The sequence below is a fragment of the Maricaulis sp. W15 genome (assembly GCF_001924955.1).
Lineage (GTDB): Bacteria > Pseudomonadota > Alphaproteobacteria > Caulobacterales > Maricaulaceae > Maricaulis > Maricaulis maris.
The window spans coordinates 44,376-60,402 of sequence record NZ_LQXG01000017.1 but is presented as its reverse complement, the minus strand read 5'-3'; the positions used below and the strand labels follow the sequence as shown (position 1 = coordinate 60,402).

Below are 16,027 nucleotides of genomic sequence, written 5' to 3'. Positions count from 1 at the left end.
GCGACGGCATGAGCGAGCGCGGGCGCGAGGCGTGGGAATTCTGGATCGACCGGGGCGGCACTTTCACAGATGTGATCGGCCGCGCACCCGATGGCCGCCTGCACGCGCTCAAACTCCTGTCAGAAAGCCCCGACTATCGCGATGCTGCGACCGAAGGCGTGCGGCGCCTGTCGGCGGGTGCCGCTGTGAGCGCTGTGAAAATGGGCACCACCGTCGCCACCAATGCCCTGCTGGAACGCAAGGGCGCCCGCACGCTCTTCCTGGTCACACGCGGCTTTGCGGACCTGCTGATCATCGGCGACCAGACCCGGCCCGACATTTTCGCCCTCGACCTCAAACGTCCCCGCCCACTCTATGACCGCGTGGTGGAAATCGACGAACGCCTGGACGCGAATGGCGAGGTCCTGACCCCGCTGGACGAGGAGGCCGCCCGCCGGGCGCTGGATGCCGCCAGGAAGGACGGGCTGGCCACAGTCGCCATCGCGCTCATGCACGCCTATGGCAATGACGCCCACGAAGCGCGGCTGGAGACGCTCGCCCGCGAGGCCGGTTTTGCCACGGTGATCCGCTCCTCCATCGCCTCGCCTTTGGTCAAGATCGTGCCGCGCGCCTCGACCACCGTGCTGGACGCTTATCTGACCCCGGTGCTGCGTGATTATGTCGACCGCGTGGATCGCGGGCTGGAGGGGACCCCGCTCTTCTTCATGCAGTCCTCCGGCGGCCTGGCCCCGGCGGGGGCCTTCCATGCCCGCGACGCCGTGCTCTCGGGTCCCGCCGGCGGTGTGGTCGGCATGGCCAAGACAGCGAAACAGGCCGGGCATCGCAAGGTGATCGGTTTCGACATGGGCGGCACCTCGACCGATGTCTCGCGCTATGATGGCGACAGCTATGACCGGGTGCAGGAGACGCTGGTCGCCGGCCACCGTCTGCGCGCGCCGATGATGGCGGTGCACACCGTGGCGGCGGGCGGTGGTTCGATCCTGACCTTCGACGGCGAACGCGCCCGGGTCGGGCCGGACAGTGCCGGCGCCATGCCGGGTCCCGCCGGTTATGGCCGCGGCGGACCGGCCGCCGTCACCGATGCCAATATCGTGCTCGGCCGCATCCAGCCCGACTGGTTCCCGCATGTCTTCGGTGACACCTCCGACCAACCGCTCAATGTCGACGCCTCGCGTGCGGCGCTGGGTGACCTCGCCGACGCGATGGGCCTGGACAGCCCCGAAGCCGCCGCCGAGGGCTTCCTCGCCGTCGCGGTTGAGAGCATGGCCCAGGCGATCAAGCAGATCTCGATCGGCCAGGGCGTCAATCCGTCCGGCTATGGGCTGGCCGCCTTTGGCGGCGCTGGTGCCCAGCATGCCTGTCGGGTTGCCGATGCGCTGGGCATGAAAACCGTCCTCATCCACCCCTATGGCGGGCTGCTCTCGGCTCTGGGCATCGGCCTGGCTGACATTCGCGAGACCCGCATGGCCGCCGTCGAGGGTGACTTCGCCGACGCGTTCGACAGTGCCAGCGCCATCGCCGACCGCCTGTCCGACGAAGCCCGTGACGCACTCGCGGCGCAGGGCCTGCCGCTCGCCGAGGTCCGGGTGAGCCGCGAATGGCGCCTGAAAGTCTCCGGTTCCGACACCTCCATCCCGGTCGCCGCCGATAATGCCGACCTGATGGTCGCAAATTTCCGCACCGCCCATGAACGCCTGTTCGGCTTCGTGCCCGAAGGTGACCTGGTCATCGAGTCGGTCACCGCCGAGGCCGAATGCGCCCCGCCCGGCTCCGGTGACTGGTCAGTGGACATGCCGCCGGCAAGCAGTGGCACGCCGCGCCCCACCGGCCTCGCCCGCCTGTTCGACGAGGGAAGCTGGCAGAATGTGCCGGTCTACAGGCTCGACCAGTTCGGCCCCGGCAGTGAGGAGATCGGCCCGGCCCTGATCATGGACCCCAATGCGACCATCGTCGTCGATGCCGGCTGGAAAGCGGTCCGGCTGGACGACGGGACCCTTTCTCTCCAGCGCACCATCGCCGCTGCCGAAGCGGGCGGCGACACGGCGCTCGACCCGATCCGGCTGGAGCTGTTCAACAAGCGTTTCATGTCAGTCGCCGAACAGATGGGTGTCGCCCTCGAACGCACCGCCCACTCGGTCAATATCAAGGAGCGGCTCGACTTCTCCTGTGCTGTCTTCGACGCCGAGGGCGGGCTGGTCGCCAATGCGCCGCACATGCCGGTCCATCTCGGCTCGATGTCGGCCTCGGTCCGCGCCGCCGCCGAGGCGCATCCCGACCTCGGCCCCGGCGACGCGGTCGCGGTCAATGCGCCCTATGATGGCGGCACGCATCTGCCTGACATCACTCTGGTCACCCCGGTGCATGATCCCGAGACCGGGACACGTATCTTCTATGTCGCGGCCCGCGGACACCACGCCGATGTCGGCGGTATCGCGCCCGGCTCCATGCCGCCCTTCTCGACCTCAATCGAGGAAGAGGGCGTACAATTTCGCAATGTCAAAGTGATGGAAAAGGGCCGCTTCCTCGAAGAGGTCGTCACGGGTGTGCTCGCCTCCGGCCCGCATCCGGCCCGCAAACCGTCCCAGAATATCGCCGACATGAAGGCCCAGCTGGCCGCCTGCGCCAAGGGGGCGGGCGAGTTGCACCGGCTGGTCGCCGACAACGGCCTCGCGGTCGTCAAAGCCTATATGGGCCATGTCCAGGATAATGCCGAACGCGCCGTGCGGCGGGTCATCGACGCCTTGTCGGACGGGTCTCACACGGTGAAACTGGACGATGGCGCCGAGATCCGTGTCGCCATCCGCGTCGACCGGGAGGCCCGCTCGGCCGTGGTCGACTTCACCGGCACCGCGCCCCAGCGCCCGAGCAATTTCAACGCCCCCGCCTCGGTCGCCCGCGCCGCCGTGCTGTACGTGTTCCGCTGCTTGGTGGGCGATGCCATCCCGCTCAATGAGGGCTGTCTCAAGCCGATCGAGATCATCCTGCCCGAGGCCTGCCTGCTCAATCCGAAACCGCCGGCCGCCGTGGTCGCCGGCAATGTCGAGACCAGCCAGCTGGTCGTCGACGCCTTGTTCGGCGCCACCGGCCGCCTCGCCGCCAGCCAGGGCAGCATGAACAATCTCACTTTCGGCAATGACCGGCACCAGTATTACGAGACCATCTGCGGCGGCGCCGGCGCTGGCAAGGACGCAGACGGCAAACCCTTCGCCGGCGAGAGCGCCATCCACACCCACATGACCAATTCGCGCATGACCGACCCGGAAGTCCTGGAACGCCGCTTCCCGGTCCGCCTCGAACATCACCGCATCCGCGAGAACTCCGGCGGCAAGGGCGCCGCGCCGGGCGGCAAGGGGTCGGTCCGCCGCCTCACCTTCCTCGAACCCATGGAAGTCGCCCTCCTCTCCTCCCGCCGGGTGGAGCACCCGTTCGGGCTGGATGGCGGCGGCGAAGCCAAGAGCGGCAGGCAGCGCGTGATCCGGGTGAGCGGTGAGAGCGAGGACCTTCCCGGCCTGTTCCGCATTGATGTCGAGGCTGGCGACAGTGTGGAAATTGAAACGCCGGGTGGTGGCGGGATGGGTTGAGACCCCGTAGAGCGCTGATCACCACAGTGATGCCCGAAAATCAGTACAGGGCGCGGACATGCCGGTGCAGACCGTAGAGGCCGTACAGACCACCTCTCCTTATAAGGAAATTTCGCCCCTTATAAGGAGTGAGCAGATCGCCATTTTAATATGTTGAATAGGCTCGATTTCTGGAAGCGCTAAACCATGCAAAGGGGCAGGCGCGCAGCATCCGAGCCAAAGTTAGTCCCTTATAAGGGATGGCGCCCCGCGCTCACCCCACCTTAAACCGCTTGCCGAGGGAAAGCCGTATCCGGTTCTTGAGCTCAAGGGGCATGCCCGCGAAGCGGCGGCTGCGCCGCCCTTGACCTCAAGAACCGGATACGGCCCGCTGGCTGACAAGTGATTTAAGGGCGGATCCGCGCCGGGCGCGAAAATGCATGCCTGTCACAGTTTATGCGTGAACAGTCGATGTGTCCCAATTTTCGTCAGTCATTTGCAACCTCAAATTCGGCACGCATTGCAACAGCATTCGCCGACCAGTAGGAAGGCACTGCACAAGGCCCATCTATACTGGCGTTGCAACAATAATGAACAATCCGGCTATTCTGCCCTCGCCGATAAACCGCTGCATCGCGGTAACGGTACAGGGGGCTGTCCCCCATCAATATTTCATGCTCGCTTCGCATCACTATCAATCCATCATCGACAACCTCTGTTCCGGCGCTGGACGCGGTCGGTACGACCTCATCCGGCGAGACCGGCCGCAGGTCGAGACAACTGCCTTCCGCGATCAGGGGCGCGATTTGCGCTCGCACTTCGGCGAGGCCATCCAAAGACCCATGCCATACATGCAACCCGTAATACGCAGATGATATGTTGCCCCGGCTCGTCCACCCAGCCAAATGACCGTCTCCCCCCGCATAGCTGAGATAGTCATCAATGAACCCAAGCAAGGCTTCGGACGCTTCGCAGTTTTCAGAGCCGTCACGACGTGAGGCGACGACCGCCCCTTGAAAAGCTTCGCCTGAATCAATTGTTGTCGTCAAAGGCGACGCCATGCTCGGTGGAGCACCATCCAACAGCTCCACGCCATCGCCGAACGCTTGGCCTCCGAGGGCTTGCACGGCGATCAGCGTCCGTAACCGCAACGGTCTCAAGGGGTAATTCGAGCGGAACTCTCTAAGGTTATCAGACACATCTTCAGACTCTACTTGCCGTCGGGTCATATCGAACTCCGCGCGCGCTCCAAAAAAGGAGGCCATGTCGAAGAATTCTACTTCGGCCTCACAAAACGCCTGGGCCGCAGAAACGGATTCTTGTGACGAATTGCAGGAAGCCAAGCTGATAGAAACAAGTAAACATGCCGGACCGAGCCTCGCACGACGCAGCATACCGATACCTCCCGCCGTTGATTTTCCATCCCTCATATTTGCATCCCTTCTGACTCGACCGCCGGAGATTCAGCGGGTTCACTTCCCGCCTCGAGGGGAACTATTTCTGTCCCGGGGCTAGCTGTCGTTCCCAAAGCCGGGCCCGCCTCACCCCCCCCCCTAAATAATCTCGTCCTCGTCAAACAGCGGATCATTGCTGAGCGCTTCGCCGAGCTGGACCATCGGCTCCTCATTGCGGCGTTTGAGGATTTCGGCGATGTGGACGACGGCGTCGCCCTCATTGACGATGGGCAGGACGGTGCGGCCGATGATGAGGCCGTCGCAGGGTGCGGTGATCTCGACCTCGGTGGTGCCGAGCGGGTCGGACAGGGTGGCGATCAGCGTGCCTTCCTCGACATGCTCGCCGCAATCGCGGTGCATGCGCAGGACGCCGCCCATCGAAGCTCTCGCCCAGCTCGACTTGTTGCCGATCTCCGAGCGCAGCGTCGCCTTGATGCGCTTGTCCGAGCGGATCATGCCCAGCTTGCCGAGCACGCGCAGTATGCCCTTCACCCCCATGCGCAGCGCCGTCTCGTCAAAGCGCAGGGCCTCGCCGCTTTCATAGACGATGACCGGGATGTCGCGCTTCTGGGCGGCTTCGCGCAGCGAACCGTCACGCAAGGAGGAATGGACGATGACCGGGGCGGCGAATTCCTGGGCCAGTTCCAGCGCCTTGGGCACTTTCGTGTCGACCCGGATCTGCGGCAGATTGGTGCGGTTGACGGCGGCGGAGTGGAGATCAATCCCGGCCTCGCAGCGCTCGACGACCTCGGTCATGAAAATATCGGCCAGCCGCGCCGCCAGCGAGCCGGTCGGCGCGCCCGGGAAGGAGCGGTTGAGGTCGCGTCGGTCGGGCAGGTAACGCGAATGGGTGATGAAGCCATAAGTGTTGACCACCGGCACACAGATCAGCGTGCCGGCGATCGAGCGCATTTGCGGCGTGCGGATCAGGCGGCGGATCATCTCGACGCCGATGATCTCGTCACCATGGATGGCGGCGGACACAAAGATGACCGGGCCCGGTCGCTTGCCGTGCAACACCTGCACCGACAGCGACATCGGCGTGTGGTCGGACAGGACCGAGACCGGAATCTGGACGATCTTCGTCGTCCCCGGCGCGACCTGCTCGCCGGCAATCTCGAACGGTTCGCGCATCATCCGGTGCCGCGGGTCTTGGTCTTGCCGGGCACAGCCGTCTTTTCAACGAAATCGATGATCTTGTCGGCGACATCGACGCCGGTGGCGGCTTCGATGCCTTCCAGGCCCGGCGAGGAATTCACTTCCATGATCAGCGGGCCGTGATTGCCGCGCAGCATGTCGACACCGGCGACATTGAGCCCCATCACCTTGGCCGCGCGCACGGCGGTCGAGCGCTCTTCCGGGGTCAGCTTGATCTTGGTGGCCGAACCGCCGCGATGCAGGTTGGAACGGAAATCGCCCTCGGCGCCCTGGCGCTTCATCGCCGCGACAACCTTGCCGCCGACCACGATGGTACGGATATCGGCGCCACCGGCCTCCTTGATGAATTCCTGGACCAGGATATTCACCTTGGCGCCGCGGAAGGCTTCGATCACCGACTTGGCCGAACGGCGGGTTTCCGCCAGCACGACGCCGACGCCCTGCGTGCCCTCAAGCAGCTTGATCACAACCGGCTCGCCGCCGGCAATGTCCAGCACGTCATCGGTCATCGAGGTGTCGTGGGCAAAGGCGGTGACCGGCAAGCCGAGACCGGCGCGCGACAGCAGCTGCAGCGAGCGCAGCTTGTCACGCGAACGACCGATGGCGACGGACTCATTCGCCGACCACACACCCATCATCTCGAACTGGCGCACCACGGCCATGCCGTAATTGGTGATCGAGGCACCGATGCGCGGAATGACCGCGTCATAGCCTTTCAGGATGCGGCCCTGATAGCGCACCTCGGGCCGATGCGAGGTGATGTTCATATACATCTTCAGCGTATCATAGATGTCGATCTCGTGGCCGCGCGCCTCGGCCGCCTCGACCAGCCTCTTGTGCGAGTAGAGGTTGGGATTGCGGGCCAGCATGAGCAAATGCATCGAGATTATCTCCGGTGTGGCGGCTGCCTGGGGACGGGGTAACACGAAACAGACCGCGGCCTAAGCCACGGTCGGACACAGAAAGGATTTCGACGGATTGACCAGGGCACCGGGTTTCAGCGCGGTGCGGCCGACCAGCATGCGAAATCCCATTTCATCCCGGCGCGTCAGCGTCAACTCGATTGGCCAGACATGCGGGCCGAGCTGCATCGCAGTGCGGACCACATAACGACGTTGTTCCTGCCCGTTCGAGCTCTTGATCAGGCGGCTGTCGACCACCCGCGCCTCGCAGGGGATACGGGTCTTGTTGTCGTCCTGGTTGGGATGCAGCTCGAAGCGGACCCAGTTGTCACCGTCCTTCTGAAACGGCTGGATTTTCCAGGCATGGATGGCCGACGTCCGGGCGCCGGTGTCGATCTTGGCCTTGACGCGGACCGCGCCGAGATCGGGCAGACACACCCATTCACGCCAACCCACCACGATCGACGGCGCGCCCGGCTGGGCCGATGACTTCGATTTTGTCTTGCGAACCATGGCGCTGGCAATCCCGTCGGGCGTTCAAAGGCATGCAAGCACCGGCGCGCGGAAAAAGGCAAGCGGGAAGGGTCGGGCCGGTTTTTCTTTTCTTCCCCACGATGTGGGGAAGTGGGCTCAGCTTCGCATCGCGAAGCTGAGGTCGATGGGGTCCGAGCACAAGCGAGGAAGGGCCCAAGCCGCCTGCGGCGTCACCCCTCCGTCACGCACTGCGTGCGCGACACCTCCCCATGGAATGGGGAGGAAAGAAGGGTGAGCGCCCCGTCGCGATCAATCACCAATCCAGAACGCAAAACTCGCCGGCTGCACATCACCATTCAGCGTTGCCGTCCCGACCAGAAGCTCAGCGACCGAATCCGCCCCGGTCTGCCATTCGGCCAAGGCGCCAGCAACATAGGTCGCTTCGATGACCAGCGTGCCGATCTCGGCATCGGTGGCGGTGATCATCACACCGTCATCAGTGATGGACGCGCTGTCGATGGTCATCGCGTAGAGGCGGAAATAGGGTCCGTACTCATTTTCGCCGAGCTGGTCGGACGTGTCCTCCACGGCGAGGCGGACATAGGCCGGCTCGTCGCATTCCGGCATGGCCGGCCACAGCTCGATATTCTCCAGGACAAGATCGCCGAAGCGGATCTCCTCCGTGGCGATGAAATAGCCCGACGCGGTGCCTTCGACCGTATAGACGATGCCATTGGCGGTCGGGTCGATGACCTCGTCGACCAGCGGATCGTCGGGCACGCTGTCGACGACCGGTGCCGGGTCCGGCGCCCTATCATCGCCAGCCAATTGATCCGCCCCGGGGTCAGCGACCACGACCGGATCGGTCTCCGGATTGTCCGCCCCGAAATAAATGCCGCCGGCGATCGCGCCGAGAACGACGATACTGAAAAGATTCAACGCAGTTTTCATGTCTGCCCCCCTGCAAGACAAGGCAGACGCTACACCGTCATCGCGAGGGCGTGAAGCGCATTCGCGTCAGGCGGCAGCGCTTGGCTTGCGGCGGGCGATCCAGATCTTCATGGTCAACTGACCGCTGGGCTCGTCCGGATGCAGGGCGCTTTGATGCGCCAGTTCCAGGCCGGCATGACCGATCAGGTCCGCCATTTCCTCATCGGCAAAACCGAGCCGGCGGTGGAAATGATCCTCGCGCAGGGTTTCCAGCTGATGCGGCGCGAAGTCGACGATCAAGAGATTGCCGCCGGGCTTGAGCACGCGGGCGCATTCATCAACCGCCAGGGCCGGGTCCTCGAGATAGTGCAGCACCTGGTGCACGGTGACGAGATCGGCGACGGCACTGTCAAATGGCAGCGCTCCGACATCGGCATGGCGGACGGAACAATGCTTCAGCCCGGCCCGCTCGAGATTCAGGCGCGCCACATTGAGCATGGAATGGTTGATGTCGACGCCGATGCCGCGGGCAACACGATCGGAGAACAGCTCCAATACACGGCCGGTGCCGACCCCGACATCGATCATCAGGCTGAACGGGCCGGGACCGGCCAGCTCGCGCATCGCCGCTTCCACCTTGTGATCGGCCAGGTGAAGCGAGCGGATCGTGTCCCAATCCCCGGCGACGCTTTCGAAATAGGCCTGCGCCGCCTGGGCGCGGGCATATTTGATCGCTTCGAGGCGGGAGACGTCGCGGGTCAGCACGGCGTCATCTTCCGGCACGAGCTCATTGGCCATCTGCGCCAGTTTGCGACCGCCGCCGGCATCGGTGAGCCGATAGAAGACATAGGCGCCTTCGGGCAGGCGTTCGGCGAGGCCGGCATCGGTCATGAGTTTGAGATGCCGCGACACGCGCGGCTGGCTCTGACCCAGGATGGAGACAAGCTCCGACACCGTCAGCTCCCCGCGCGAGAGGAGGGCAATGATGCGCAAGCGTGTCGGTTCGGCGAGCGCTTTGAGCTGGGTGACGACAGCGTCCATGTAATCCCGGAAAACCTGCAAAAACAGCCTTGCTTTTATCTGCATCCCCACGAAGTTCAAACCGAGCCGCTCAGGCGGGCCGATTCAGGAGCGTTACTTGGCCAAACAGGATGTGATCATCGTCGGGGCCGGACTGGCCGGTATTTCCGCCGCCTACACGCTGCGTCAGCGCGGCCATGACGTGCTGGTGCTGGACGCCCACGCCGGACCCGGGCTGGAAACCAGTTTCGCCAATGCCGGCGCCCTGACCCCGTCCGAACCGGAACCATGGAATGCGCCGGGTGTGCACTGGCAATTGCTGGCCTCCCTGCCCGATCCGCATTCCGCCATGAAGCTGCGCCTGGCACCGCTGCCCGGCCTCATCCCCTGGGGCCTGAAATTCCTCGCCAATTCCAGCCGCAAACGGTTTGAAGCAGCGTCGCTGGCGAATTTTGCCCTGTCGCGACACTCGCTCGCCCTGACCCAGGCGGCCCGCGACGCCCATGCGTTGGAGTTTGCCAATCTCGCCCGCGGCACAATGAAAATCTGCCGCGATGCGCGCGCGCTGGAACCGGCCCGCCTGACCAGCCGGGCGCTGAGCGATGCCGGCCTGCGCTGGGAAGTACTCGACCGCGCCGCGATGGTGGAACGCGAACCCTTGCTGGCCGACGTCGCCGACGCCTTCGCCGGAGCTGTCTTCTTTCCCGATGACGAGAGCGGCGACGCCCATCTTTTCACCAAGGCCCTGGCCGGCATCGCCGCCGGCATGGGCGTGCGGTTTGAATATGGCTCGACCGTCGAGAGCCTGATTGACCGGGCCGGGCAGATCACCGGCGTGCGCACACCGACCGAGGAAATCGAGGCCGATCAGGTCGTGCTGGCCACCGGTCACACCTCGCGCCGCCTGCTCGCCCCGCTCGGCCTGCACATTCCGGTGCGCCCGGTGAAGGGCTATTCCTTGAGCCTGGACATGTCAGACCTCAACCAGCGGCCCTCCCTGCCGGTGGTCGACGATGTGCTGCACGCCATCGTCACCCCGCTGGGCGACACTTTGCGGATCGCCGGCACCGCCGAATTCGCCGGCGAAGACCGTACAATGCGCAGCGAGCGGGTCGACAATCTGCGCATGCTGCTGCGCCGGGTCTATCCCGACCTCGCCGATCGCCTGTTGACCGGCCAGGAAAAAGCCTGGTGCGGCTTCCGCCCGATGTCGGCCGATGGCCGACCCGTCATCGGCGAAACCCGCGCCAAAGGCCTGTGGATCACCACCGGCCACGGCCATCTCGGCTGGACCCAGGCGATGGGCTCGGCGGACTTGCTGGCCTCACTGATGGCTGGCGAGACGCCGCCGGTACCGGCCGAAGCGTTTTCGGCGAAGCGTTTCTGATACGAAAAAGGCCCGGCGATATCGCCGGGCCTTTTCCGCAGATGAGACGCGCAAAATCTACCGCCCGAATTTCTGGAACTTGATCTTCTTGGGCATGTCGGCGTCCGGACCGAGCCGGCGCTTCTTGTCCTCGATATAGTCCTCGAAATTGCCCTCGAACCATTCGACATGGCTGTCGCCTTCAAAGGCCAGGATGTGGGTGGCCAGACGGTCGAGGAAGAAACGGTCGTGCGAGATGACCACGGCACAGCCCGGATAGGCTTCCAGCGCCTGTTCCAGCGCCGCCAGGGTTTCCACGTCGAGATCATTGGTCGGCTCATCGAGCAGCAAGAGGTTGCCGCCGGTCTGCAGCATCTTGGCGAGGTGGACGCGGTTGCGCTCACCACCCGAGAGGAGGCCGACCTTCTTTTGCTGGTCGCCGCCCTTGAAGTTGAACGTGCCGACATAGGCGCGCGAGGGGACTTCCTTGCCGCCCAGCTCGATCATGTCATTGCCGCCGGAGATTTCCTGCCAGACCGTCTTGTTGGGGTCGAGCGTGTCACGCGACTGGTCGACATAGCCCAGCTTGACCGTCTCGCCGAGACGGATCGTGCCTTCGTCGGGCGTTTCCTGACCGGTGATCATCTTGAACAGGGTGGATTTACCGGCGCCGTTCGGACCGATCACACCGACCACACCGCCCGGCGGCAGTTTGAAGGAGAGGCCGTCGATCAGCAGCTTGTCCTCGAAGCCCTTCTTGAGGTTCTCGACCTCGACCACGACACCGCCCAGGCGCGGCCCCGGCGGAATGGTGATCTGGGCCGTGGTGATCTCGGCGCGTTCGGCCGCGTCGCGCAGATCCTCATAGGATTTGATACGGGCTTTCGACTTGGCCTGACGGGCTTTCGGCGAGGAGCGGATCCATTCCAGTTCGCGCATCAGGGCGCGGTCCTTGGCGCTCTTTTCGCGATCTTCCTGGGCCAGGCGCTTGGATTTCTGTTCCAGCCAGGCCGAATAACCGCCCTCATAAGGCACACCGCGGCCGCGGTCGAGCTCGAGCGTCCAGGTGGTGATCGAGTCAAGGAAGTAACGGTCGTGGGTGACGACCAGGACGGCGCCCTTGAAGTCTTCCAGATAATTCTGCAGCCACTGCACACTCTCGGCGTCGAGATGGTTGGTCGGCTCATCGAGCAGCAGCATGTGCGGATCGGACAGCAGCAGGCGGCACAGGGCCACGCGGCGGCGCTCACCACCGGACAGGTCGGTGACCGGCCAGTCGGCCGGCGGGCAGCGCAGCGCCGTCATCGCCATCTCGATCTTCGAGTCGATGTCCCAGGCATTCTCGTTATCGATCTTTTCCTGGAGCTCGGTCATCTTCTCCATCAGCTCGTCGGTGTAATCCTCGGCGAGCTGCATCGAGATGGCGTTGAATTCTTCCAGCAACTGTTTCGGAGCCGAACCCTCGATCACGTTTTCCCAGACCGTCTTGCTCTCATCGAGCTGCGGTTCCTGGGCGAGATAGCCGACCTTCACACCCTTTTCCGCCCAGGCCTCACCGGTGAATTCGGTGTCCATGCCGGCCATGATCTTCAGCAGGGTCGATTTACCGGCACCATTGACGCCGACAACACCGATTTTGGCATCGGGCAGGAAGTGCAGGGAAATCCCGTCAAAGACGGGCTTGGCAGCGCCCGGATAGGTCTTCGACAGCTTGTCCATGTGATAGACGAATTTGTATGCGGCCATGGGGGAGAGGCTCTCTTGTCAGGCAGGGAATCTTGAGCCGCACCGTGTAGCGGAGTGAGGCTGCAAGGGCAATGCAGTAAGGGTGTGGGGATTGTCGCCAAGCGATGGCCGCCTTTTCCGCCCCACATCGTGGGGAGGTGTCGCGCCCGAAGGGCGGGACGGAGGGGTGGCGCCGCAGGCGCCATGGGCCTTCCCGCTTCGCTCGTCCTTTCATTTTTCCCGGAGGCGCGCAGCGCCATCCGGGACCAACGGGAGACTCATTGCTTGCCGGAGCGTTTCGTTGGTCCCGGCTCTCCGCCCCGCTTTTGCGGGGCTGCGGCCGGGAAAAATGTGTTTTGATTTGCGGGGGGGGGGCGGGGCTTGGCAGAATCCGGCGCTGACGACGCGGATCCACTCACCGACACCGATGTGCTTGTCATCCCGGGCGGAGATCCGGGATGACACGGTTTTGGGCCTTTATCCCCGTTGTGTGCGCCTTCCTTCTCCCTTGGGAGAAGGTGCCCCGGAGGGGCGGATGAGGGGGATTCCTTCTGCGGTCACGGGGATTTACCCCTCACCCTGACCCTCTCCCCAGGGAGAGGGAAAGCGTTCCCCTGCGAAAAAATCAAAAAAACTTATCCGCCCCCCTATTCACCCATCCCATAATCCCCGTTGTCCCGCGCTACTCGAGGCCCGGATTGGTGATCCGGGGGCGTTGGGAGTACGGAGCTCGTCCGGTTGCCTGGAAACACCACCAGACCAACCCGGCGTGGCCATCGGCAGGACGGCGGCACAAAGCTCGACCGTTTGTTCCTGTCGGTTTCGAGACGGGACCCGCAAGGGACCTGACCAAATCTCCGTGTGCGAGGTGCCCCCGGCGCCACCCACAAAACTTACATAGCTAGGCACCGGCAAGGCACCTCGCACCCCTCTACTGCTCATACCGCCAGGCGTAAGCGCCGTGGCGCGAATGGGCGCGTCACCCGTCCCGTCAACAGATATGAGGTGAAGCCATGTCAGCTCGCCGCCCTGCCCGTATTTGGGGTTTTCCGATCTGGCGCTGACGCGCCTTTCAATCCGGGCGGGGCGGTTGCTGACTCTGCTCTGGCCCGCGAAAGCAGCCGCTTTTAAAATGAAGCCCACACCATCCAGGGAGTTTTCATGTCTGTTCGCCTTGCCAGCTTTCTGGCGGTCACAGCCGCCCTCACCGCCTGCCAGCCTGCGCCCGAAGCGCCGATGGAGACCGTCGCTGGTGAGCCGGCGCTCACGATCGAGCGGATTTATGCCAGCCCCTCGCTGTCCGGCGCCACGCCGCGCTCGCTGACCTTCTCGCCGGACGGCTCCCGGGTGACCTTCCTGCGGGCCAAGGAAGATAATGCCAGAGTGCTCGATCTGTGGGCCATGGATATCGATGGCGGCGAGCCCTACCTGCTGGTCGATAGTCAGGTCCTCGCCCCGGACGAACGTGAACTCACCGAGGCAGAACGCCAGTTGCGCGAGCGGGCCCGCATCTCCTCGACCGGCATCGTGCGCTATGACTGGGACAGCGAGGGCGAAGCGATCCTGGTGCCGCTGGACGGCGATATTTTCCATGTCGATGTCGCGACCGGTGACGCGCGCCGCCTGATGGAGACGCCGGAATACGAGACCGATGCCCGCATCTCCCCGCGCGGCAATTTCGTCTCTTTCGTCCGCGAGCAAAATCTCTACGTCATCGATCTGGAAAGTGGCGAAGAAACCGCCATCACCACGGAAGGCGGCGGCCTGGTCTCCTTCGGCATGGCCGAATTTGTCGCCCAGGAAGAGCTTGGACGCCGGACCGGCTATTGGTGGTCACCGGACGAGCAATACATCGCCCTCGCCCGCGTCGATGAAAGCCCGGTCGACAATATCCAGCGCATGGAGATCGCGGCTGACGGCTCGGCCCAGGTGGTCGACCAGCGCTATCCGCGCGCCGGGACCGATAATGCCCTCGTCGAACTCTTCATTGCCGAGCGCGCCACCGGGGCACGCCGCCAGGTCGAGCTGGCGCAGACCGACGACATCTACCTCGCCCGGGTCAATTGGGCCTTGGGCAGCGCGACGGCCTATGTCCAGGTGCTCAACCGGATGCAGAATGAACTCACCATCCTGGCCGCCGACCCGGCCAGCGGCGAGGCCTCGCCATGGTTGATCGAAAGCACGGATGTCTGGATCAATCTGACCAATGATTTCCGCGCCCTTGGCGATGGCAGCGTGTTGTGGACCAGTGAGGACACGCCCGGCGGTTTCCGCCATATCCAGCACCGCGCCAGCGATGGCAGCCTGATCACGCAAGTCACGTCCGGCGAATGGGTGGTCGACCATATCGATGCCGTCGACCGTGAGGCCGGCCGGGTCTATTTCACCGGCTGGATCGAGACGCCGCTCGAGCGCCATGTCTATTCCGTGCCGCTGGACGGCTCGGCCGCCCCGACGCGGATCACCTCCGGCCAGGGCCGCTGGTCAGCCACCTTTGGCCGCGATGCGACCAGCTTCATCGGCACGTATTCCGACCCGGAGACCCCGACCCAGACCGCCCTCTATTCGGTCGATGGAAGCCGCATTCGCTGGATCGAGGAAAACGCCCTGGTCGAGGGGCATCCCTATTTCCCCTATCTGGACGACCACATCACGCCGCAATACGGCACGCTGACCGCCGCCGACGGCACAGAGCTGCATTACGAACTCTTCCTGCCCGCCGATTTCGATCCGGACCGGCAATACCCGGCGATCCAGTATCTTTATGGCGGGCCGCACAGCCAGCAGGTCCATCGCGGCTGGCAATCGCTGCGCGCCCAGATGTTCGCCCAGCGCGGCTATGTCTATTTCACCCTCGATAATCGCGGCTCCTGGAATCGGGGGCGTGAGTTTGAAGCCCATCTCCAGCGCCGCATGGGCTCGGTCGAGGTCGAGGACCAGCTGGTCGGGCTGGACTATCTCAAGAGCCTGGATTTCGTCGATGCCGACCGGGTCGGAATCTGGGGCTGGTCCTATGGCGGCTATATGACGCTGATGTCGACCCTGCAGGCACCGGGCGCCTGGGCCGCCGGCGTGGCGGGCGCGCCGGTCACCGACTGGACGCTCTATGACACCGCCTATACCGAGCGCTACATGGATCATCCGGACGCCAATTTTGAGGGGTACCAGGCCGCCTCCGTCTTTGCCCATCTGGACAATTACGAGACCCCGCTCCTCCTGATCCACGGCATGGCCGACGACAATGTCATCTTCGCCAATTCGGTGCGGCTCTATTCGGAGCTTCAGGCGCAGCGTTCGCAATTTGAAATGATGACCTATCCCGGCCAACGCCACGGCGTGCGCGGCGAAGACCGCTCGGTGCATTTGTGGACGATGGTGATGGATTATTTTGATCGCAAGCTGAAGGACGGGGAATAAGTGTGATCCCTCACAACGTTG

General features: G+C 64.1%; 10 protein-coding genes. 3 read left to right on the top strand and 7 right to left on the bottom strand.

The window, feature by feature from the left end; all coding sequences use genetic code 11:
• The first annotated feature begins 8 nt into the window (after positions 1-8).
• Positions 9-3,581 carry a hydantoinase B/oxoprolinase family protein gene (locus AWH62_RS09965; RefSeq protein WP_075190349.1) on the top strand — a complete coding sequence of 1,191 codons (3,573 nt, stop codon included), beginning with the start codon at positions 9-11 and terminating at the stop codon, positions 3,579-3,581.
• A gap of 467 nt (positions 3,582-4,048) precedes the next feature.
• Here AWH62_RS09965 and AWH62_RS09960 read toward each other — a convergent pair whose 3' ends face one another.
• From AWH62_RS09960 to AWH62_RS09935, 6 genes are all read right to left on the bottom strand, one after another.
• On the bottom strand, positions 4,049-4,954 hold the full coding sequence (locus AWH62_RS09960; protein ID WP_143743009.1) for a hypothetical protein: 906 nt from the start codon (positions 4,952-4,954) through the stop codon (positions 4,049-4,051).
• 159 nt (positions 4,955-5,113) lie between these two features.
• Positions 5,114-6,151, bottom strand: a complete 1,038-nt coding sequence (locus tag AWH62_RS09955) for a succinylglutamate desuccinylase/aspartoacylase family protein (RefSeq protein WP_075190347.1) — start codon at positions 6,149-6,151, stop codon at positions 5,114-5,116.
• Positions 6,148-7,053 (bottom strand): 30S ribosomal protein S6--L-glutamate ligase, encoded by a 906-nt coding sequence (rimK, locus tag AWH62_RS09950; protein ID WP_075190346.1) that lies wholly within the window; start codon positions 7,051-7,053, stop codon positions 6,148-6,150. The genes AWH62_RS09955 and rimK overlap by 4 nt, the downstream gene beginning before the upstream one ends.
• A 60-nt stretch (positions 7,054-7,113) precedes the next feature.
• Positions 7,114-7,587: an ATP-dependent zinc protease gene (locus tag AWH62_RS09945; protein WP_075190345.1), complete on the bottom strand. Its 474-nt coding sequence runs from the start codon at positions 7,585-7,587 to the stop codon at positions 7,114-7,116.
• 270 nt (positions 7,588-7,857) lie between these two features.
• A complete protein-coding gene (locus tag AWH62_RS09940) occupies positions 7,858-8,499 on the bottom strand; it encodes a hypothetical protein (RefSeq protein WP_075190344.1) in 642 nt (213 codons plus the stop codon).
• A 66-nt stretch (positions 8,500-8,565) separates the two neighbouring features.
• Positions 8,566-9,519 carry a metalloregulator ArsR/SmtB family transcription factor gene (locus tag AWH62_RS09935; protein ID WP_075190343.1) on the bottom strand — a complete coding sequence of 318 codons (954 nt, stop codon included), beginning with the start codon at positions 9,517-9,519 and terminating at the stop codon, positions 8,566-8,568.
• Between the two features lie 97 nt (positions 9,520-9,616).
• On the opposite strand from AWH62_RS09935, the gene AWH62_RS09930 reads away from it, so the two are divergent.
• Complete coding sequence (locus AWH62_RS09930) at positions 9,617-10,885, top strand: D-amino acid dehydrogenase (protein ID WP_158025606.1); 1,269 nt, start codon at positions 9,617-9,619, stop codon at positions 10,883-10,885.
• Positions 10,886-10,942: 57 nt separating this feature from the next.
• Here AWH62_RS09930 and ettA read toward each other — a convergent pair whose 3' ends face one another.
• Positions 10,943-12,610, bottom strand: a complete 1,668-nt coding sequence (gene ettA, locus AWH62_RS09925) for an energy-dependent translational throttle protein EttA (RefSeq protein WP_075190342.1) — start codon at positions 12,608-12,610, stop codon at positions 10,943-10,945.
• 1,140 nt (positions 12,611-13,750) lie between these two features.
• On the opposite strand from ettA, the gene AWH62_RS09920 reads away from it, so the two are divergent.
• Positions 13,751-16,006, top strand: a complete 2,256-nt coding sequence (locus AWH62_RS09920; protein WP_075190341.1) for a DPP IV N-terminal domain-containing protein — start codon at positions 13,751-13,753, stop codon at positions 16,004-16,006.
• Positions 16,007-16,027 lie beyond the last annotated feature (21 nt).

Coding starts and splice junctions, on each gene's coding strand:
- AWH62_RS09920 (WP_075190341.1), top strand. CDS start 13,751: ATGTCTGTTCGCCTTGCCAGCTTTCTGGCGGTCACAGCCGCCCTCACC.
- AWH62_RS09955 (WP_075190347.1), bottom strand. CDS start 6,151: ATGATGCGCGAACCGTTCGAGATTGCCGGCGAGCAGGTCGCGCCGGGG.
- AWH62_RS09965 (WP_075190349.1), top strand. CDS start 9: ATGAGCGAGCGCGGGCGCGAGGCGTGGGAATTCTGGATCGACCGGGGC.
- rimK (WP_075190346.1), bottom strand. CDS start 7,053: ATGCATTTGCTCATGCTGGCCCGCAATCCCAACCTCTACTCGCACAAG.
- AWH62_RS09935 (WP_075190343.1), bottom strand. CDS start 9,519: ATGGACGCTGTCGTCACCCAGCTCAAAGCGCTCGCCGAACCGACACGC.
- AWH62_RS09945 (WP_075190345.1), bottom strand. CDS start 7,587: ATGGTTCGCAAGACAAAATCGAAGTCATCGGCCCAGCCGGGCGCGCCG.
- AWH62_RS09960 (WP_143743009.1), bottom strand. CDS start 4,954: ATGCTGCGTCGTGCGAGGCTCGGTCCGGCATGTTTACTTGTTTCTATC.
- ettA (WP_075190342.1), bottom strand. CDS start 12,610: ATGGCCGCATACAAATTCGTCTATCACATGGACAAGCTGTCGAAGACC.
- AWH62_RS09940 (WP_075190344.1), bottom strand. CDS start 8,499: ATGAAAACTGCGTTGAATCTTTTCAGTATCGTCGTTCTCGGCGCGATC.